The sequence below is a fragment of the Cellulomonas sp. P1_G12_2 genome, from assembly GCF_056405535.1.
In genome coordinates this window covers 245623-265224 of record NZ_JBFUBX010000001.1, presented here as the reverse complement: position 1 = coordinate 265224, position 19602 = coordinate 245623, and the positions used below count along the sequence as shown (strand labels likewise).

At 69.3% G+C, this 19602-nt stretch carries 15 protein-coding genes and 2 tRNA genes; 6 read left to right on the top strand and 11 right to left on the bottom strand.

The window, feature by feature from the left end; translation table 11 throughout:
* Positions 1 to 21: 21 nt before the first annotated feature.
* From AC1DXT_RS01360 to dnaA, 11 genes are all read right to left on the bottom strand, one after another.
* Positions 22 to 97 (bottom strand) — tRNA-Ala (locus AC1DXT_RS01360).
* Positions 98 to 118: 21 nt separating this feature from the next.
* Positions 119 to 238 (bottom strand): DLW-39 family protein, encoded by a 120-nt coding sequence (locus AC1DXT_RS01355; protein ID WP_477059585.1) that lies wholly within the window; start codon positions 236 to 238, stop codon positions 119 to 121.
* A gap of 23 nt (positions 239 to 261) precedes the next feature.
* Positions 262 to 335: transfer RNA gene (locus tag AC1DXT_RS01350), tRNA-Ile, on the bottom strand.
* A 73-nt stretch (positions 336 to 408) separates the two neighbouring features.
* On the bottom strand, positions 409 to 1377 hold the full coding sequence (locus tag AC1DXT_RS01345; RefSeq protein WP_477059584.1) for a DUF3566 domain-containing protein: 969 nt from the start codon (positions 1375 to 1377) through the stop codon (positions 409 to 411).
* Complete coding sequence (gyrA, locus tag AC1DXT_RS01340) at positions 1374 to 3980, bottom strand: DNA gyrase subunit A (protein WP_477059583.1); 2607 nt, start codon at positions 3978 to 3980, stop codon at positions 1374 to 1376. Before gyrA ends, AC1DXT_RS01345 begins: the two co-directional genes overlap by 4 nt.
* A gap of 51 nt (positions 3981 to 4031) precedes the next feature.
* On the bottom strand, positions 4032 to 6074 hold the full coding sequence (gene gyrB / locus AC1DXT_RS01335) for a DNA topoisomerase (ATP-hydrolyzing) subunit B (protein ID WP_477059582.1): 2043 nt from the start codon (positions 6072 to 6074) through the stop codon (positions 4032 to 4034).
* Positions 6075 to 6257: 183 nt separating this feature from the next.
* Positions 6258 to 6824 carry a DciA family protein gene (locus AC1DXT_RS01330; RefSeq protein WP_477059581.1) on the bottom strand — a complete coding sequence of 189 codons (567 nt, stop codon included), beginning with the start codon at positions 6822 to 6824 and terminating at the stop codon, positions 6258 to 6260.
* Positions 6814 to 7995 (bottom strand): DNA replication/repair protein RecF, encoded by a 1182-nt coding sequence (gene recF / locus AC1DXT_RS01325; RefSeq protein WP_477059580.1) that lies wholly within the window; start codon positions 7993 to 7995, stop codon positions 6814 to 6816. The genes AC1DXT_RS01330 and recF overlap by 11 nt, the downstream gene beginning before the upstream one ends.
* A gap of 7 nt (positions 7996 to 8002) precedes the next feature.
* On the bottom strand, positions 8003 to 8953 hold the full coding sequence (gene gnd, locus AC1DXT_RS01320) for a phosphogluconate dehydrogenase (NAD(+)-dependent, decarboxylating) (protein ID WP_477060789.1): 951 nt from the start codon (positions 8951 to 8953) through the stop codon (positions 8003 to 8005).
* 18 nt (positions 8954 to 8971) lie between these two features.
* A complete protein-coding gene (gene dnaN / locus AC1DXT_RS01315) occupies positions 8972 to 10102 on the bottom strand; it encodes a DNA polymerase III subunit beta (protein ID WP_056086230.1) in 1131 nt (376 codons plus the stop codon).
* A 684-nt stretch (positions 10103 to 10786) separates the two neighbouring features.
* Positions 10787 to 12322 (bottom strand): chromosomal replication initiator protein DnaA, encoded by a 1536-nt coding sequence (gene dnaA, locus AC1DXT_RS01310; protein WP_477059579.1) that lies wholly within the window; start codon positions 12320 to 12322, stop codon positions 10787 to 10789.
* A 478-nt stretch (positions 12323 to 12800) separates the two neighbouring features.
* On the opposite strand from dnaA, the gene rpmH reads away from it, so the two are divergent.
* From rpmH to rsmG, 6 genes are all read left to right on the top strand, one after another.
* Positions 12801 to 12938, top strand: coding sequence for a 50S ribosomal protein L34 (gene rpmH, locus AC1DXT_RS01305; protein ID WP_043601468.1), 138 nt, complete (start codon positions 12801 to 12803; stop codon positions 12936 to 12938).
* A gap of 11 nt (positions 12939 to 12949) precedes the next feature.
* Positions 12950 to 13315, top strand: coding sequence for a ribonuclease P protein component (gene rnpA, locus AC1DXT_RS01300; protein WP_477059578.1), 366 nt, complete (start codon positions 12950 to 12952; stop codon positions 13313 to 13315).
* Between the two features lie 7 nt (positions 13316 to 13322).
* Positions 13323 to 13619, top strand: coding sequence for a membrane protein insertion efficiency factor YidD (gene yidD, locus AC1DXT_RS01295; RefSeq protein WP_477059577.1), 297 nt, complete (start codon positions 13323 to 13325; stop codon positions 13617 to 13619).
* A 21-nt stretch (positions 13620 to 13640) separates the two neighbouring features.
* Positions 13641 to 14690 carry a membrane protein insertase YidC gene (yidC, locus tag AC1DXT_RS01290; RefSeq protein ID WP_477059576.1) on the top strand — a complete coding sequence of 350 codons (1050 nt, stop codon included), beginning with the start codon at positions 13641 to 13643 and terminating at the stop codon, positions 14688 to 14690.
* 34 nt (positions 14691 to 14724) lie between these two features.
* Positions 14725 to 15237 (top strand): Jag family protein, encoded by a 513-nt coding sequence (locus AC1DXT_RS01285; RefSeq protein ID WP_477059575.1) that lies wholly within the window; start codon positions 14725 to 14727, stop codon positions 15235 to 15237.
* A 3002-nt stretch (positions 15238 to 18239) separates the two neighbouring features.
* Positions 18240 to 18917, top strand: a complete 678-nt coding sequence (gene rsmG / locus AC1DXT_RS01280; protein ID WP_477059574.1) for a 16S rRNA (guanine(527)-N(7))-methyltransferase RsmG — start codon at positions 18240 to 18242, stop codon at positions 18915 to 18917.
* The last annotated feature ends 685 nt before the right edge of the window (positions 18918 to 19602 follow it).

The window sequence follows — 19602 nt, the reverse complement described above, 5'->3', positions numbered from 1 at the left end:
CGGCAGGGGCAGCGGTCACACTGGTGGAGCCAAGGGGACTCGAACCCCTAACCCCCTGCTTGCAAAGCAGGTGCGCTACCAATTGCGCCATGGCCCCGTTGCGCATCCCCGGGGCGGATCACTCGAACGTGTCGGTGACCTCTGCCCACAGGTCTCGCTCGTMGCGATCCTGCGCGTACTTCTGCCACACGACGAATCCGACGGCGGCGGCTACCGCCAGGAGCAGGAGCTTCTTCATCGGTTCCCCCACGGGTTTGGGAGTGGGCCTAACAGGACTTGAACCTGTGACCTCTTCCTTATCAGGGAAGCGCTCTAACCGTCTGAGCTATAGGCCCGTGCACTACGCGCGCCGCAGTGGCGCCGGATGAGACTACCCCAGCGCGGGGGCCGCGCCCAAACCGGCTCTCGTCACTCGTCCGTCATGGTCACGTGCACGCCGCCGACGAGCGCCGCCACGATGTTGTAGAGGAACGCGCCGATGGTCGCGAGGGCCGTGAGCAAGAAGACGTCGATCACCGCGATGAGCGTGGCGCCGGAGATGATCCGCTGGAACTCGACGTACTGCAGGATGTCGATCCCGCTCTCCGTACCGGTGATCTGGGTGACCAGGTCGTTCGCCTTGGTGAACACCTGGAGCCCGTTCAGCGTGAACCAGACGACGGCCGCACCCACGACGATCATCACGCCGATGGCCACGGACAGCAGGAACGACAGCTTCATCACGGACCACGGGTCGACGCGGGAGATCGCCAGCCGGACCCGGCGCGGGGCGCCGTGGGGACCGACAGCGGGGATGCGTCCCGTGGTCGGCCGCGCGCCGGTGAGGTTGTCGGACGCGGTTGCCGGCCGGGGGGCCGTGGTGCTGGCCGCCGGGGCAGCTGCCGGGGTGGTCGTCATGGTCGGTTCCTTGGTACGGGGTCGAGTGGCCGCGGCTATCGCTGCGGACGTCGCGACGCCGGCCTTCTTCAGCCAGACGGTGGCGGTGTCCACCGCCACCATCATCGGGGACGGAGGGTCGTGCTCGTCGCCGACTGCCGGTGCGGAGGTGTCACGATCCTGTGGAGATGTCGGGGTGGCCGGCGCGGTCTCCGTCTGCACGGAGCTCGTCTGGCGTTCCGGCGCCTCCGCCCGCGCCACCGGCGGCGACGACTTCGTCGGGGCGACCGTCGGGGGCATGACGCTGGCCGGCACGGTGAACGCGGTGGTGCCGTTGGAGCCGTTCAGCCCCGGCACGTGCGTCGCGGCGTCGTCGGTCGACGTGCCGTTCCACGCCGACGTCGATCCTGCGCGTGGCGCGGACGTCGTCGTGCGACCGGCGGTCGTCGGCGTCGTCGGTCGCTTGCGCGGCGGGATCGAGGGGGGCGTGGAATCGGTCATGCGTCCTCCGCTGACGGGTCGGTCACTGCCTGGTCGACGGGCGTCTCGGCGACACCGGGAGCGTCCGGGACGTCGGAAACCTGGCCATTCTCAGCGCCCACGGTACCCGGCTCCTCGGCGAGGTGTCGCTCAGTGTTCCGCGCGACCGCGATGATGCGGTCCCCGTTGTCGGGCTTGGCGAAGATAACGCCCTGCGTCGTGCGACCCGTGGCGTTCACCTCGGCCGTCGCCGAGCGCACGATCTTGCCGCGCTCCATGATGACGAGAACCTCGTCCTCGGGGTCCACCACGAGGGCGCCCACGAGGTCGCCGTTCGCCTCCGGGAGGTTGGCCACCTTGATACCCAGACCGCCGCGACCCTGCTGGCGGTAGTTCTCCACGGTGAGCGCGGTGCGCTTGGCGATGCCGCCCTCGGTCACGGTGAACAGGAACGCGTCCTCACGCACCACGTCCATGGCGAGCAGCTCGTCGTCTGCGCGGAACTTCATGCCCGTGACGCCCGAGGTGGCCCGGCCCATCGGGCGCAGCGACTCGTCGGAGGCGGTGAACCGCACCGACTGGCCCTTGCGGGACACCAGGATCAGGTCCTCGTCGGAGTCGACCAGGCGGGCCGAGACCAGCTCGTCGGGCAGGCCGTCCTCGTCCTCGCGCAGGTTGATCGCGATGACGCCGCCCGACCGGTTGGAGTCGTAGTCCGACAGGCGAGTCTTCTTCACCAGACCGCGCTGCGTGGCCAGGACCAGGTACTCGGCGTTGGTGTAGTCGCGGATGTCGAGCACCTGCGCGATCTTCTCGCCCGGCTGGAACGCGAGCAGGTTGGCCACGTGCTGGCCCTTGGCGTCCCGGCCGCCCTCCGGCAGCTCGTACGCCTTGGCCCGGTAGACGCGTCCGAGGTTGGTGAAGAACAGCAGCCAGTGGTGCGTCGTCGTGACGAAGAAGTGGTCGACCAGGTCGTCCTCGCGCAGCTGCGCGCCGCGCACGCCCTTGCCGCCGCGGCGCTGCGCCCGGTAGTTGTCCGACCGGGTCCGCTTGGCGTAGCCGCCGCGGGTGATGGTGACGACCATCTCCTCCTCGGCGATGAGGTCCTCGACGCTGACCTCGCCGTCGAACGGCAGGATCGTCGTGCGCCGCTCGTCGCCGTACTTCGCGACGATCTCGCCCAGCTCCTCGGAGACGATGTCCCGCTGGCGCTGCTCGGAGTCGAGGATCGCCTGGTACTCCGCGATCTCGGCCTCGAGCTTGGCGTACCGCTCGAGGATCTCCTGGCGCTGCAGCGCCGCAAGCCGGCGCAGCTGCAGGTTGAGGATCGCGTTGGCCTGGAGCTCGTCGATGTCGAGCATCGCCATCAGGCCGGCGCGCGCCTCGTCCGCGTCGGGGGAGCGGCGGATGAGCGCGATGACCTCGTCGAGCGCGTCGAGCGCCTTGAGGTAGCCGCGGTAGATGTGGATGTCGGCCTCGGCCTCGCGCAGCTTGTACGCGGTGCGACGGACGACGACCTCGAGCTGGTGGGTGACCCAGTGGCGCACGAACGCGTCGATGCTCAGCGTGCGCGGCACCTCGTCGACGAGCGCGAGCATGTTCGCGCCGAACGTCTCCTGCAGCTGCGTGTGCTTGTAGAGGTTGTTCAGCACGACCTTCGCGACGGCGTCGCGCTTGAGCACGATGACGAGGCGCTGGCCGGCGCGGCCCGACGTCTCGTCGCGCATGTCCGCGATGCCGGTCACCTTGTTCTCGCGGACCAGGTCCGCGATCTTCTTCGCCAGCGTGTCCGGGTTCACCTGGTACGGCAGCTCGGTGACGACGAGGCAGATCCGGCCCTGGATCTCCTCGACCTCCACGACCGCGCGCATGGTGATGGAGCCGCGACCGGTCCGGTACGCCTCCTCGATGCCCTTGTGCCCGAGGATCGTCGCGCCGGTGGGGAAGTCCGGGCCCTTGATCCGCAGCAGGAGGGCAGCGAGCAGCTCCTCCCGCGACGCCTCCGGGTGGTCGAGGTGCCACTGGACACCCTCGGCCACCTCGCGCAGGTTGTGCGGCGGGATGTTGGTGGCCATGCCGACCGCGATGCCCGCCGAGCCGTTGACCAGCAGGTTCGGGAACCGCGACGGCAGGACCGTGGGCTCCTGGGTGCGGCCGTCGTAGTTGTCCTGGAAGTCGACGGTGTCCTTGTCGATGTCCCGGACCATCTCCATGGACAGCGGGGCCATCTTGCACTCGGTGTACCGGGGTGCGGCCGCGGGGTCGTCGCCCGGGGAGCCGAAGTTGCCCTGCCCGGACACCAGCGGGTAGCGCAGCGACCAGTCCTGGACCAGTCGCACCAGGGCGTCGTAGATCGACGTGTCACCGTGCGGGTGGTACTTGCCCATGACGTCGCCGACGACGCGCGAGCACTTGGAGAACTGGCGGTCCGGCCGGTAGCCGCCGTCGTACATCGCGTAGAGCACGCGGCGGTGCACCGGCTTGAGGCCGTCGCGCACGTCCGGCAGGGCGCGGCCGACGATGACGGACATGGCGTAGTCGAGGTACGACCGCTGCATCTCCAGCTGCAGGTCGACCTGCTCGATGTTGCCGTGCTCGATCTCGTTGCCGGTGGTCTCGCTCAACGGGGTTCCTTACTTCGGTTGCGTACGTGGGTGTAGGCCGGACGTCTCCGATCAGACGTCGAGGAACCGCACGTCCTTCGCGTTGCGCTGGATGAACGAGCGGCGGGACTCGACGTCCTCGCCCATGAGGACCGAGAAGATCTCGTCGGCCGCGGCGGCCTCGTCGAGCGTGACCTGCAGGAGGGTGCGGTGCTCGGGCGACATGGTCGTCTCCCACAGCTCCTGGTAGTCCATCTCGCCCAGACCCTTGTACCGCTGGACCGAGTTGTCCTTGGGCAGCCGCTTGCCGGCCGCCTGGCCGTCGGTGATGAAGACGTCCCGCTCACGGTCCGAGTACACGTAGTCGTGCTCGGCGTTGGCCCACTTGATCCGGTACAGCGGCGGCTGCGCGAGGTACACGTGGCCGTGCGTGATGAGGTTCGGCATGTAGCGGAACAGGAGGGTGAGCAGCAGGGTGCGGATGTGCTGACCGTCGACGTCGGCGTCGGCCATGATCACGATCTTGTGGTACCTCAGCTTGGACAGGTCGAAGTCCTCGCCGATGCCGGTGCCGAACGCCGTGATCAGCGCCTGGACCTCCTGGTTGCCCAGGGCGCGGTCCAGGCGGGCGCGCTCGACGTTGAGGATCTTGCCGCGGATGGGCAGGATCGCCTGCGTGCGGGGGTTGCGGCCGCGCACCGCCGAGCCGCCGGCCGAGTCGCCCTCGACGATGAAGATCTCGCACTCCTCCGCGCGGTTCGACTGGCAGTCGCGCAGCTTGCCCGGCATGCCGCCCGACTCCAGCAGACCCTTGCGGCGGGTGGCCTCGCGCGCCTTGCGGGCAGCCATGCGGGCGGCCGCGGCCTGGATCGACTTGCGGATGACGTCCCGCGCCTCGTTCGGGTGCGAGTCCAGCCAGTCGCCGAGCTGCTCGTTGACCACGCGCTGCACGAACGTCTTGGCCTCGGTGTTGCCGAGCTTGGTCTTGGTCTGGCCCTCGAACTGCGGCTCGCCCAGCTTGATGGAGATGACCGCCGTGAGGCCCTCGCGGATGTCGTCGCCCGTGAGGTTCTCGTCCTTGTCCTTGAGGATGCCCTTCTCGCGCGCGTAGCGGTTGATCAGCGAGGTCATCGCCGCACGGAAGCCCTCCTCGTGCGTGCCGCCCTCGGTGGTCGAGATCGTGTTGGCGTACGTGTGCACCGACTCGGAGTACGCGTTGGTCCACTGCATGGCGATCTCGACGGCGATCCGGCGCTCGGTGTCCTCGGACTCGAAGTCGATGATCTCCGGGTGGACGACCTCCACCTTCTTGGCGCCGTTCAGGTGCTTGACGTAGTCGACCAGGCCGTCGTCGTACTTGTAGGTGACGGTCCGCGCGGCCGGCGCTCCGCCCTCGTCCTCGGGCTCCTCGCCGCCGACGACCTCGTCGCCGGTGTCCAGGTGCGCCGGACGCTCGTCGGTGAGCGTGATCTGCAGGCCCTTGTTGAGGAACGCGTACTGCTGGAAGCGCGCGCGCAGCGTCTCGAAGTCGTACTCGGTGGTCTCGAAGATGGCCGGGTCCGCCCAGAACGTCTGCGTGGTGCCGGACTCGTCGGTCGCCTCGCGCTTCTGCAGCTCACCGAGCGGCTTGCCTCCGTCGGCGAAGTCCTGCTGCCACACGAACCCGTCGCGCTTGACCACGGTCTCGACGCGGGTGGAGAGCGCGTTCACCACAGAGATGCCGACGCCGTGCAGACCGCCGGAGACCGCGTAGCCCGCGCCGCCGAACTTTCCGCCGGCGTGCAGGATCGTCATGACGACCTCGACCGTCGGACGGCCCTCGGTCGGGTGGATGGCGACCGGGATGCCACGTCCGTTGTCCACCACGCGCACGCCGCCGTCGGGCAGCAGCGTGATCTCGATGTGGTCGCAGTAGCCGGCCAGCGCCTCGTCGACGGAGTTGTCGACGACCTCGGTGACCAGGTGGTGCAGACCACGGGCACCGGTGGAGCCGATGTACATGCCGGGGCGCTTGCGCACCGCCTCGAGGCCTTCGAGCACCGTGATCGCGGAGGCGTCGTACCCGCCGTTGCCGCTCTTGATGGTGCTGGACGGGGTGGTGCTCTGCTCAGCCACGGGCGGTGGTGCTCCTCAAGCTCTCACACGCGACGGAGCGCGCCGACCGAACTTCGCCGGGTCGGATCACTCCATGACGCTGGAGTTCCGGGCACAGATGCGCCAGGAATGACCTTCACAGTCTACCTGGTGGACGGGCTCAGACCCTCTTTTCCCACAGGGGTCGGCCGAGCTCTTCGGCAGTCAGCGGAACGTGTCGCGCTCCCCGCGGCCCGCCACGCGCTTCGGACCGGTCTTGAACCGGGGTCCGCCGGGGTTCAGCACCGTGATCTCCAGGACGATCCCGTCGCCCAGATCGGCCGCGAACCGGCCCAGCATGGCCGGGGCCAGGAACTTCAGCTGCGTGGCCCACGACGTCGAGTGCGCGCGGAGCGTCAGCGCCCCGCCCTCGAACGACACGTACTCGCAGTGTTCGGCCACCTGCGGGCCGACGAGCTCCGCCCACCGGTGCTTGAGCACGCCCGCCACCTGGTCCGACGTCCCGCCGAGCTGGTCGAGCAGGCCGCTGACCGTCGAGCCGATGAGCTGCGGGTCCCGCGCACCCGGGCCCGCCGTGCCGACCGCCACCTGGACCAGAGGGCGTCGTCGAGCCGGGTCCCCAGGCCGGAACCCGCGCTGTGCCGCGGCGGCCTTCGCGCGGCCCAGTGCTCCGAGAGCCACCTGGCGCGGGGGTGTCAGGTCCACCAGGTCATGCAGCGGGGTGCCGTCCAGTGGCCGGGGCTTGGGGAACAGGCTGTCGTCAGAGGACACGGGCCACCTCGCCGCCCATGACGTCCACACGTGCGCCGGCCAGCGGTGCGGGCACGTCCTCCGCGACCGCCGCGGTGATGAGCACCTGCCGCGCCGGGGCGACCAGCTCCGCCAGCCGGTCCCGCCGGCGCGCATCGAGCTCGGCGAACACGTCGTCGAGGATGAGCACGGGCTCGCCGTCGGGGCCCCAGTCACCGCCGACGCCTTCATCGCCCCTGGTCAGAAGCTCGTACGACGCCAGGCGTAGTGCGAGCGCGAACGACCAGGACTCCCCGTGGCTCGCGTACCCCTTGGCCGGCAGGCCTCCGAGCGTGAGGACGAGGTCGTCGCGGTGCGGTCCGACGAGGCTGACCCCCCGCTCGATCTCCTTGCTGCGCAGCCGACCGATCGCCTCCAGCAGCTGCGCCTCCACCAGGTCCGCCGACGCCGTCTCGTCGGTGCTCTCGAGGACCGTGTCGAGCGAGGCCTTGTAGGTGACGATGGCATCGCCCTGACCCGCACTGACCTGCGCGTACGCCCGCTCGATGTGCGGTGCCAGGGCGCGGACCAGGTGGCGCCGGGCGACGATGATCTGCGCGCCGGTCTGCGCGAGCTTGGCATCCCACACGTCCAGCGTGCGCAGGTCCGCACCGGCACCGCGACGCGCCACTGCGGCCGACTTCAGCAGGGCCGACCGCTGCCGCAGCACCCGGTCGTAGTCCGCGACCGTCCCCGCGACCCGTGGCGTCAGCTGCACCAGCAGGTCGTCGAGGAACCGGCGTCGGCCATCGGGATCGCCCTTGACCAGCGACAGGTCCTCCGGCGCGAACAGGACCGTCCGCAGGATGCCGAGCACGTCGCGAGCCCGGGTGGGTGAGCCCCCGTTGACCCGCGCGCGGTTGGCCTTCCCCGGCGTGACCTCGATCTCGACGAGGGTCGACCGCGGCCGGCCCGGCTCCAGCTCGCGGACCACCTTCGCCCGGACGACCGCCCGGGTGGTGCCGGCGCGCACCAGGGCGGCATCCGTCGGGACGCGGTGGCTGCCCAGCGTGGCGACGTAGCCCAACGCCTCGACCAGGTTGGTCTTGCCCTGGCCGTTGGGCCCGACGAGCGCGGTGATGCCGGGCTCCAGCGGGAGCTCGACCTGCGCGTACGAGCGGAAGTCCGTCAGGGAGAGGTGCGCGACGTACATCGTCGGTTCAGGCGGGCGGTGCGGGTGGGGCGCCCGCCGGCTTCACGGCGTGGCCGCCGAACTGCTGGCGCAGAGCGGCGACGGCCTTCATCGCCGGGGACTCCTCCTGGCGGGACGCGAAGCGCGCGAACAGTGACGCCGAGATCACCGGAGCCGGCACCGCGAGGTCGATCGCCTCGTCGACGGTCCAGCGACCCTCGCCGGAGTCCTCGACCCAGTCGTCGATCTCGCCCAGGCCCGGGTCCTGCTCGAGCGCCTTGACCAGCAGCTCGAGCAGCCAGGAGCGCACGACCGTCCCCCGCTGCCACGCGCGCATCGTCCCGTGCACGTCCGTGACCAGGTCCTTTGCCGCCAGCAGCTCGTACCCCTCGGCATAGGCCTGCATCAGCCCGTACTCGATCCCGTTGTGCACCATCTTGGCGAAGTGACCAGCACCGACCTTGCCCGCGTGCACAAAACCCTCGGCGCGCGGACCCTCCGGCCGTAGCGCGTCGAACACCGGCATGACGGTCGCGACGAGCTTCTCGTCCCCGCCGACCATGAGTCCGTAGCCGTTCTCGAGCCCCCAGACACCGCCGGACACCCCGGCGTCGAGGAAGCCGACACCCGTCGCCGCCAGCAGGTCCGCGTGCGGCTGGTCGTCCTGGTAGTACGAGTTCCCACCGTCGATGACGATGTCACCGGCCGTCAGCAACCCGGCCAGGTCGTGCACCACCGCGTCGGTGATCTCACCCGAGGGCACCATCACCCAGACGACACGCTCGCCCGCGGGGAGCGACTCGACCAGCGCCTCGAGCGACGGGACATCGGTGACGTCAGGGTTCCGGTCGTACCCGGTGACCTCGATGCCTGCTGCCCGGATGCGCGAGCGCATGTTCGCGCCCATCTTGCCCAGACCGACCAGACCGATGTGCATGGCGTGCCTCTCTCGTCGCGACCGCGTCTCACTCTGCCGCAGGACGCGACGGTGCGCCGATCAGCTGGCGAAACGGATCGGCACCAGCAGGTACCGGTACTCCGGGTTGTCCTCGCCGTCCAGCGTCTCCTGGCCGGTGAACTCCACGGGCTTGTTGGGGTGCGTGAACGACAGCCGGACGAACGTCGTGCTCAGCGCGCCGAGCCCGTCGAGCAGGAACTGCGGGTTGAACGCCACCGAGATGTCGTCGCCCACGAGCGTGGCCTCGAGGGCCTCGGACGCCTGCGCGTCGTCGCCCTGGCCGGCGTCGAGCACGACCTGACCCTCGCTGAACGACAGGCGGATCGGGGTGTTGCGCTCGGCGACCAGGCTGACGCGCTTGGCCGCGTCCGCGAGGGCGTGCGTGCTGACGATCGCGTGGATGGGCGTCTCGTCCGGGAACAGCCGGCGGACCGCGGGGTAGTCCCCGTCGACCAGGAGGCTCGTGGTCTGGCGGCCGGCGGCCTCGAACCCGATCATGTCGACGCCCGAGCCCGTGGACAGCGCCACGGTGACCGAACCGGCGCTGCCGAGCGACTTCGCGGCGTCCGACAGCGTGCGCGCCCGGACGAGCGCGACGGTCGAGATGTCCGGCGACGACGGCTTCCAGGTGAGCTCGCGCAGGGCGAGCCGGTAGCGGTCGGTGGCCAGCAGGGTGACCTTCTCGCCCTCGATCTCGACGCGCACGCCCGTGAGCAGGGGCAACGTGTCGTCCCGGCTCGCGGCGACGGACACCTGGGCGACCGCGTGCGTGAGCTCGTCGCCGTCGACGGTGCCGGTGGTCGGCGGCATCACCGGGAGGTTCGGGTAGTCCTCGACCGGCATCGTCAGGAGCGTGAACCGGCTGGCTCCGCAGGTCACGACCACCTTGGTGCCCTCGAGCACCACGTCGACCGGCTTGTCCGGCAGGGAGCGGGAGATCTCCGCGAGCAGGCGTCCCGAGACCAGCACGGAGCCGGCCTCGCTGACGTCCGCCGGGATCTGCGACCGCGCCGAGACCTCGTAGTCGAAGCTGGAGAGCTGGACCGTGCCCGTGGTGTCGGCCTCGAGCCGGACTCCCGCCAGGACAGGGACCGGCGGCCGGGTGGGCAGGCTGCGCGCCGTCCACGTGACGGCGTCCGCGAGCACGTCGCGGTCGACCCGGAACCTCATACCTCACCTCTCGTCGAGCTGGCCCGGCCGACGTCCCACCACGGTTGTGGGGAGTGCGGGCTGACAGGCATCAGGCGAACACTACGCGAGAGGTCGGACGCTCGGTACGGGCAGTCGGATGACAACAACAGCCGTGTTGTTCTCCGTGGGGTCTGGGGCCGGTCGGGGCCTTTGGCGGTGTGTGGATCCCCCTCATAGAGATGTCTCATCATCGTCATCGGTCCTGTGCATCATGTGGATGGTCGGTGTCCGTGCAGGTCAACCCTCGATCAGCCTGTGCACGCGAGCTGTGGGCCGAAACGGACTCTCCGTGGACGGGGGTGGACGGCTGTGGTCGGGCCGTTCTGCGTCCACCGATCAGGGCCCGCCCGTCCACACCGTGACGGGGGGTCATCCACCGTCATCCACAGGTGAGTGCACAGGTGTGGAGATTCGTCCCATGCATGTCTCATTCCGAGGGTGAAGGTTGAGGTCAAGAGCCTCGTATCGTTTCGATGGTGAGAGTTGTCTCATGGCATTTCGTGGGAATCGATCGTTTGTGAACGCCGGAGATGTCCCGTTGGCGGTATTTCCGCAGATCAGAGCGTTCCGGTTGTCGCCCGGAGCGACGGATGCGTCGTTCAGGTGAATGCCGTCACAAGCGTCCCCAGGTGCCTGTGGACGGCTGTGGATAACTAGGGCTGATCAGCCCCGGTTCTGCTGCTTGATCCGGTTGGTGAGCTCGGTCACCTGGTTGTAGATCGACCGGCGCTCGGCCATGAGCTCGCGGATCTTGCGGTTGGCGTGCATGACCGTGGTGTGGTCCCGGCCGCCGAACGCCTGGCCGATCTTGGGCAGCGACAGGTCGGTCAGCTCACGGCACAGGTACATGGCGATCTGGCGGGCCGTCACGAGCACCCGGGAGCGGCTCGAGCCGCACAGGTCGTCGATGCTCAGGCCGAAGTAGGCCGCCGTCTGCCCGATGACCTGGGTGGCGGTGATCTCGGTGGTCTGGTCGTCGGTGATGAGGTCCTTCAGGACGATCTCGGCGAGCGACAGGTCGACCTGCTGCCGGTTGAGGTTCGCGAACGCCGTCACCCGGATCAGGGCACCCTCGAGCTCACGGATGTTGGTCGAGATCTTGCTCGCGATGTACTCCAGGACGTCCGGCGGTGCCTCCAGGCGCTCGCTGCCGGCCTTCTTGCGCAGGATCGCGATGCGCGTCTCGAGGTCCGGCGGCTGCACGTCGGTGATGAGGCCCCACTCGAAGCGGGACCGCATCCGGTCCTCGAAACCGTTGAGCTGCTTGGGCGGCAGGTCGGAGGTGATCACAACCTGCTTGTTGGCGTTGTGCAGGGTGTTGAACGTGTGGAAGAACTCCTCCATCGTCTGTTCCTTGCCCTGCAGGAACTGGATGTCGTCGATGAGGAGGACGTCCACCTCGCGGTAGCGCCGCTGGAACGCGCCGGCCTTGCCCTCGCTGATGGAGTTGATGAAGTCGTTGGTGAACTCCTCGGAGTTCACGTAGCGCACGCGCACGCTGGGGTAAAGGTTCTGGGCGTAGTGGCCGATCGCGTGGAGCAGGTGCGTCTTGCCCAGACCCGAGTCGCCGTAGATGAACAGCGGGTTGTACGCCTTGGCCGGCGCCTCGGCGACAGCGACGGCGGCCGCGTGCGCGAACCGGTTGGAGCTGCCGATGACGAACGTCTCGAAGAGGTACTTCGGGTTGAGGCGCGCGGGCTCCGCGGGCTGACGGCGGTTCGGCCGGTCGTCGTTGCGGCCGGGGTACCGGCGGTCGCGTGCCGAGCTGCCGTGGTTCGGCTCCTCGTCGTCGTCGTCCTGGACGAGCGACAGGTCGGGTCGCGCCTCGCGTCGGGCGTCGGCCTCGTCGGCCTCGCGCGCGTCGTGCGACGGGCTGTAGGGCTCGTGGTCCGGTGCGGACGTGACGACCCGCAGGGCCGGCGGTGCGTCCTCCGCGAGCTCGGGGTCGACCGTGATGGCAAACCGGGCCTCGCGTCCGAGTGCGGTGCTCAGTGCGCCGGTGACCTCACCGCGGACGCGGGACTCGAGGTAGTCCTTGGTCAGGTCGTTGCCGACGGCGAGGAGAAGGGTCCCGTCGAGGAGACCGAGCGGACGGGCCAGCCGGACGAAGGCGATCTGGCGTGGCGTGATGTCCGGGCTCGACTCGAGGGTCGACACCACGTKCCCCCAGACCCGGGAGAGCTCTTCGTCCTGTGACACGTGCTACCTCGGTTGTTCGATCGCGTGGGTGGTCGAGTCTCGCATGACCGTACGTTGTCCACACAGTTGTCCACACCTGTGAGCAGATGGTCACGCGGGTTCCGTGGGCGCCGGTTCGCGACGAGGACGGTGCCGACAGCGCCGCTCTCCCACGTGTTGCGCGTCGTGCCGCACCTCTGTCCACCACGTCGTGGTCCACAGCCTGCGCACCCCTGGCAACGATGACCGATCGTAGTGGCAGCGGTGTCCGGGCGGCAGGGCGCGAGCGGGTGACTGTGGCAAGATCGAACCGGCGCGTCGCGTGCATTTGACCGGCCAGTACGGCGGGAAGTACGGTATTGCAGCCTTCTCGATGGCTCCTGCTGGCGCGCCCTGACGCCGCACGCACGCGATGCGTGTCCTGGGAGCATCGATCCTGGCAGCCTGAACCTGGTCGCGCGGCACATGCGAGGCCCACCCGATGTAGTTGGAGACTCTCGTGACCAAGCGCACCTTCCAGCCGAACAACCGGCGCCGGGCCAAGACCCACGGCTTCCGCCTGCGCATGCGCACGCGTGCCGGCCGCGCGATCCTGGCGGCTCGTCGTCGCAAGGGCCGCGCGGAGCTCTCGGCCTGACATCACCGTCGGTGCTGTCCGCCGCGCACCGGATGCGCCGCGCTGCCGACTTCGAGCAGGCGGTGCGCCGAGGTGCGCGCGGCGGACGGGACACCCTCGTGGTGCATCTGACGACCAGGACCGACCACTCGCCCTCGGGGCCTGTGGTCGGTCTTGTCGTGTCCAAGGCGGTCGGCAACGCGGTGACGCGGAACCTGGTCAAGCGTCGGTTGCGCGAGCTGGTGCGTGCTCGGCTCTCCGGCCTGCCGGCGGACGCGGGGATCGTGGTCCGGGCTCTGCCGCCGGCGGCGACGCAGCCGTTTGCGGTCCTGGGCTCTGATCTGGATGCCGCGCTCGAGACCGCAGCGCGGCGCGCCCGACGTCGGACCGAAGGTTAATCATCCCATGACCATTCGCTTGGTGGCGCGTGCTGTGGTGCGTGCTCCTGCCCTGCTCCTGCTCCTGCTCTTGCGCGGATACCAGCGGTTCATCTCCCCGATGACGCCGCCGACCTGCAAGTTCTACCCGTCCTGCTCGCAGTACGCCGTGATCGCGGTGCAGCGCCACGGTGCCCTTCGCGGCACTGCGCTCGCCGTCTGGCGCGTCCTGCGCTGCAACCCCTGGAACCTGGGTGGCGTGGACGACGTTCCACCAGCACGACCCGTCCACCGCCATCTCGACGTGGCCTCGTCCACACACTGATCCCCCGAGGAGTTCTCCCCGATGAGCTGGTTCGACGGTCTGCTCAAACCGATCATGGTCGTCGTGGCCTGGATCATGGTCCAGTTCCACGCCCTGCTCACCGCACTCGGACTCGACCCCGAGAGTGGTGCCGCGTGGGGACTCTCGATCGTGGGCCTCGTCATCGTGATCCGGATCCTGCTGATCCCCCTGTTCTTCCGGCAGATCAAGGCATCGCGCGGCATGCAGCTGCTCGCGCCGGAGATGCAGGCGATCCAGAAGAAGTACAAGGGGAAGTCGGACCCCGCCTCCCGTGAGGCGATGAGCCGCGAGACGATGGCGCTCTACCGGGAGCACGGCACCAACCCGTTCGCGTCCTGCCTGCCGATCCTGCTGCAGTCCCCCATCTTCTTCGCGCTGTTCCGCGTGCTCATCGAGCTCCCTCGGATCGCCGCCGGGACGTACCCGCCCATCGGCCCGATGACGCCCGAGCTCGCCGCACAGGCCGAGGCGGCGACGATCTTCGGCGCCCCGCTGTCGGGCACCTTCATGCAGGCCGGCGACAACTGGCACATCCGGGTGGTCACGGTCGTGCTGATCATCGCGATGTCTGCGACCACGTTCCTCACGCAGCGCCAGCTGACCATGAAGAACATGCCGCCTGCCGCGCTGCAGGGGCCCATGGCGCAGCAGCAGAAGGTGCTGCTCTACGTGCTGCCGCTGATCTTCGCGTTCTCCGGCGTCAACTTCCCCATCGGTGTCCTCATCTACTGGACCACCACCAACCTGTGGTCGATGGGTCAGCAGTTCTACACGATCCGTCGCATGCCGGCCCCGGGCTCCCAGGCCGAGATCGCCATGAAGGAGCGCAAGGCTCGCAAGGCCAAGTCGCACGGACTCATCGAGGAGCCCGAGTCGACCGTCATCATCGAGGAGAAGCCGCGCGGGCAGCGCGAGCAGCCCAAGCGCAAGGACCGCAACAAGCCGCGCGTCATCGAGGACCGCACGGTCAAGCCCGTCACACCGAAGGACGACGAGTCCGACGGACCCAGCACGCCGGCGCCCGGCGCCCCCACCAAGCCAAAGAAGTAGCGCACCCGCGCGACGTTGATCGGAGAGAGACTCCATGACTTCGACCCAGCCTGAAGCCCCCGTCGAGCCGACCAGCACGAAGCGACTCGAGGAAGAGGGGGAGATCGCCGCCGACTACCTCGAGGAGCTGCTGGACATCGCCGACCTCGACGGCGACATCGACATCGACATCGACCACGGCCGCGCCGCCGTCGAGATCGTGTCCGAGGACCCTGCCGACCGTTCGCTCAGCTGTCTCGCCGGCCCTGACGGTGAGGTCCTGGACGCGCTGCAGGAGCTGACCCGACTGGCCGTACAGGCGAAGACCGGTGAGCGGAGCCGCCTGATGCTCGACGTCGCCGGCTACCGCGCTGCACGCCGTGCCGAGCTGGTCACGGTCGCCACCGAGGCGATCGAGCGGGTGAAGGCGTCCGGGGAGGCCGTGGCGCTCGGTGCCATGAACCCCTTCGAGCGCAAGGTGGTGCACGACGCCGTGGCCGCTGCGGGGATGTCCAGTGACTCCGACGGCGTGGAGCCGAACCGGCACGTGGTGATCCGCCCGGCGTGATCCATGCCCCTCAAGGGCGTAAGGCGAAGGGGTGGACCCGTGGGGGTCCACCCCTTTGTCGTACGTGTTTCACGTGAAACACGGGGCGAGGGTTGGGAGTGGCTCCGGCGGTGATGTGAACAAGACTCGCTGTTTCACGTGAAACGAGGCTGCGCCGCTGCTCGGCTGTCCCGCAGACGAACCTGTGTCTGTTGGGGCGAGTGAAGCCGGCGCCGGCCGGCTGTGGCCCTCTCTGGTGCCGACGGTCCGGCCTTGATGCGACCGTTCGTGGCGAGTCGAGCTGGCTTCCTGGCTGGACGAGGGTCGTTGCGGCACGCCTACGTCGTCGGAGAGGGTGTGCCTGGCGTCCCGGCGCAGCACCTGTTCGGCAGTGAGCCTCTCGCACGGATCTATCGGAGGCCTCATCCCGCGTCGCCGAGCGGAGGTCGTCCTCGTCGTTTCACGTGAAACATGCGCTCGGAAGCTGGCCCGCCGCGCAAGGTGGTGCGCGTGGGTGCAGTGCTCGAGATCGTCGGGCCACTAGGCGGCACCGCTTCGCGCTCCGCCGGCGCTCGCTGGACTTGGCACGGCTTGCGGGTACCCACAACCGATGGACATGGCGCGAGGCGCTTACCTGCCCTTCGACTCCAAGTACTCGTGAGTGGTGTCCCTCATGAGCGGGTCGCACCCGTCGCGAGTAGGGGAACAACGGCCACGTCATGCTGTCGGAGATCTCGCCGTGAGACTGCAGGCAATTCTCCGTCGGTTTCCCAAACAGCTCGCAGTCAAAGGGAGAGTTCCTCCCTGCGCCGCATCCGCGTGCCACCCTGCGATATCCGGTCGTACGGACTGGCAGTCGTCTCGGCGTTCGCCGGGTCGCGAGGCGTCGGTTGGCTCGTGGGGGCACGGCACGGCGGCACGGCGGCACCACGGCACGTCGGCACGGCCGCTCGGCGCTCGTCTCTGCTTGTGAGGCCCCCATCCCTGGGGCTCATCTCAATGCCGCACCCAGAGCAGACGAGAGTTCGCCGACAGGTGGCAGGGCGACCCTGGTGATCACACCTCGTGATGTTCCACGTGAAACATGCGATCGGACGGCGAGTCGGCTGTGCGGTGGCGTTCGCGAGGAGCGTCCCGATCACCCCCTCCAAGGCACGCTGGCCGATGGCGCGCTACGAAGTCAGGGCCGTCGGCGTTCGGCGAGTCGGCACCGAGTGTCAGCTGGGCCATTCCAAGGCGAGATCGCGGCGCGGTGACTACTCAGACCGCCCCCCACCGGCAGGTCGCCGGGCGGGCCAGACGCCCTGGCGTGATCAGTGACCGAGTCCATAGCGTCTGTCTCGGCGATCGCGATCGAGCCGTACTTGTCTCGATCGGCTACAGGCAGGAGGGACCCGGCGGCTTGCCGGCGGAAGCGCAGTTCGAAGTCGGATGCCCCGCGGACCCCTGGGCGGTCACTGAGGTGCGCGCTCGACGGTGTCGACCAGATGGCACTCTCGGGCGTGGCGTGAGCTAGATGCGCGGCCATGGGCTACGGAGCCTTCTGTGGCGGGTGCGATGGTGGTCGGGCTCGGGTGTTGAGCGGCGTCGTGCGATCTCAGGTGGCGGGAGTATCCGTGCCACCTAACGGCAGGGCTTGCGCATGAGGCTCCCGGCCTCGGGCGAAGCTGATGGCGAAGGCACCCCGACATGGGTCGAAGCAAGAGCAGCAGCAGTTGCGAGCCAGCCAGTGCGTGGGATGTAGAGCTCAGTCGGGTAGGCAGTCGTGTTTCACGTGAAACAGCAGGCCGTCGCCAGCGACGGCCGGCCGCAATACCGTCCACGGTTCTCACGCCCTCAGCGCCCGGGAATGGCGACGGGCAATCGACAACGCGGGCACATGTAGTGAGCGCTGGCGAGCTGCGACGTGAGCCGGCTGCACCCGGGATCGGAGTGCGGTCGACGGCCGCGACGCTCGGTGTGCGGAGCGTGGGCGCACGAGTGGCGAGGGAGCGCGGCGTCCGACCATCGGGTGCACGAGCGACGCGGGTCGAGGGGCGGGTAATGACCGGGTGGACGAGTGACGTGCGTCGGGCGACAGGTCGTGGACGGGTGGACGAGCGATGCGCGTCGGGCGACAGGTCGTGACCGGGTGGACGAGTGACGTGCGTCGGGCGACAGGTCGTGACCGGGCGGGCCAGCGATGCGCCTTCGGGCGACAGGTCGTCACCCGGTGGGCGAGCGAGTTGGGCAGAGCAGCTAGACGAGTGACGTGTCAGACAGCGTCCGCGACCTGCGACGTGCGAGTGCCGGAATCGGGACGGTCGAGCGGGGCGAGCGGTCGCCACGGTTGGCAGGTGACGCACATCGAGGACTCGCGGCGTCCGAGGCGGCCTGACGATGAGCGCAGAGGCGGGCCCCGCTCCAGTCGCTCCGTCCTCGCGGCCCGGGATGACACCGTCACCTACGGGCACGACAGCGGCGACGCCGGGTGGGAGGGAGGTCTCCGAGCCACCGCAATCGCCCGGCGAGTGCACCGCCATCTCTCCACCGAGCCATGACGCCGACCCACACATGAACGGGCCTCGCCTGATGCTTGGCACCACCGTCGCGGACAATGACGTACGACCCGGCTCAGGGCACCGCCAGGCCTGGTTGCGGGCGTCCGCGTCGGCTGGACGAGTTGCGCGAAGGAGGAATCCGCCAAAGCTCGCGGTCGGCTACTGCCGCACGGGTGTTTCACGTGAAACGGCCGCGGCCGACCATGCGGTCGCGAAGGAGCGAGGCACGTGGCACCTCGCGTAAACGAGCCCCCGGAGGCTGGTACCCGCGTCAGTTCCACGGCCGCGCCGCTGATGACTCCGTGCTCATCGAGAACCGGACAAGTCGATCGGCGACATGTCCTGTGGACGGCGAGGGGAGGGAACCCTCGCACGGTACGGTAGGGCCGCGCGAGAGCCAGGGCAGCCCATCGATCGTCGTCACAGGCGCCCTCACGCGATGTTCAGCAGCACTGTTTCACGTGAAACCTGGGGGACCTGACAGTGGCGGAAGTTCAGTCGGACGCGACCGACAGAGCCGACCCGCTGGATGGCGACGCCCGCCTCGAGCAGTACTTCGGTCCCGCGTGGACGGCAGTCCTGGGGTTCCACGACCTGCTGGTCTCCCAGGGGGAGCTGCGCGGGCTGGTCGGCCCTCGGGAGCTGTCCCGTCTGTGGGAACGCCACCTGCTGAACTCCGCCGCCGTCGTTCCGTTCCTCCCGCGTGAAGGACGGATCATCGACCTCGGCAGCGGGGCTGGATTGCCGGGCATCGTGGTCGCGGCGATGCTTCCGGACGCCGAGGTCGTTCTGCTCGAACCCATGGAGCGGCGAACGGCGTGGCTCAGCGAGGTCGCGGAAGAGCTCCACCTCGGCAATGTCGTGGTGCGGCGGGGCCGGGCACAGGACGAGCACGGCAGCTTGCTCGGGGACGCGGTGACCGTGCGAGCGGTGGCCTCGCTCGACAAGCTCTACCGGCTCGCGCTGCCATTGCTTGTCGCCGGGGGTTCGCTCGTCGCGCTGAAGGGCGGCAAGGCGGAGGACGAGATCGAGGCGGCCAAGCATGTCGGCCGCAAGCTCGGAGCAGGCGTGGCATCCGTGGTGGACGCCCCCACGATCGAGGGAGTCGAAGTGACGAGAGTGGTCCGCGTCGTACGGGAGGCAGTGCCTGGTGTTCGGTAGGAAGAAGCGTCGTCCGGAAGCGGAGACTGGTCAGGCCGTCGACCGCGCGCCCGACGGGACCACCGCGAGCACCCCGGCCTGGGCACCTCAGCAGGGACCTGCGCAGCCCGACGTCCCGCCGGCAGCGCAGCACGACGCAGGCACGCGGCCCACGGAAGTGACCGCTGTGCCGCAGGCCGCGACTCGCCAGGCGGTCCAACAGGTGCCCGAGCGCGAAGCCCGCGGCACCCCCCGGGAGGTCCCGCCCGCTCCGCAGGACGCACTGCGGCCAGCTGTAGAGCAGGCCGCCCACCCCCTTGCGCCGGTGGGTAGTGGCTCCTTCCAGAACGGGATGCCGCGGACAGCCGAGCAGCACCTGGCCGCGCGGGAGGTCCCGCAGCGGGAGCAGGCGAACGAGCAGCACCCGGCCGCGCGGGAGGTTCCGCAGCGGGAGCAGGCCAACGAGCAGGACCCGGCCGCGCGGGAGGTCCCGCAGCGGGAGCAGACGGACCAGCAGCCCGGCTCGCCGACGTCGGGCGCGTCCCTGTCGAGCTCTGAGCCGGCCAGCGGACCGGCCGCCGCCGGCGTGGCCCACACCGCTGCCTCACACCCACAGGCCGGTGTCGAGACGGAGTCGACCGCCCATGACGCGGGCGCGTCGGCCATGCGCCAGAGGCGGAGCGCCCGGCCCGAACCGGTGAGCGCG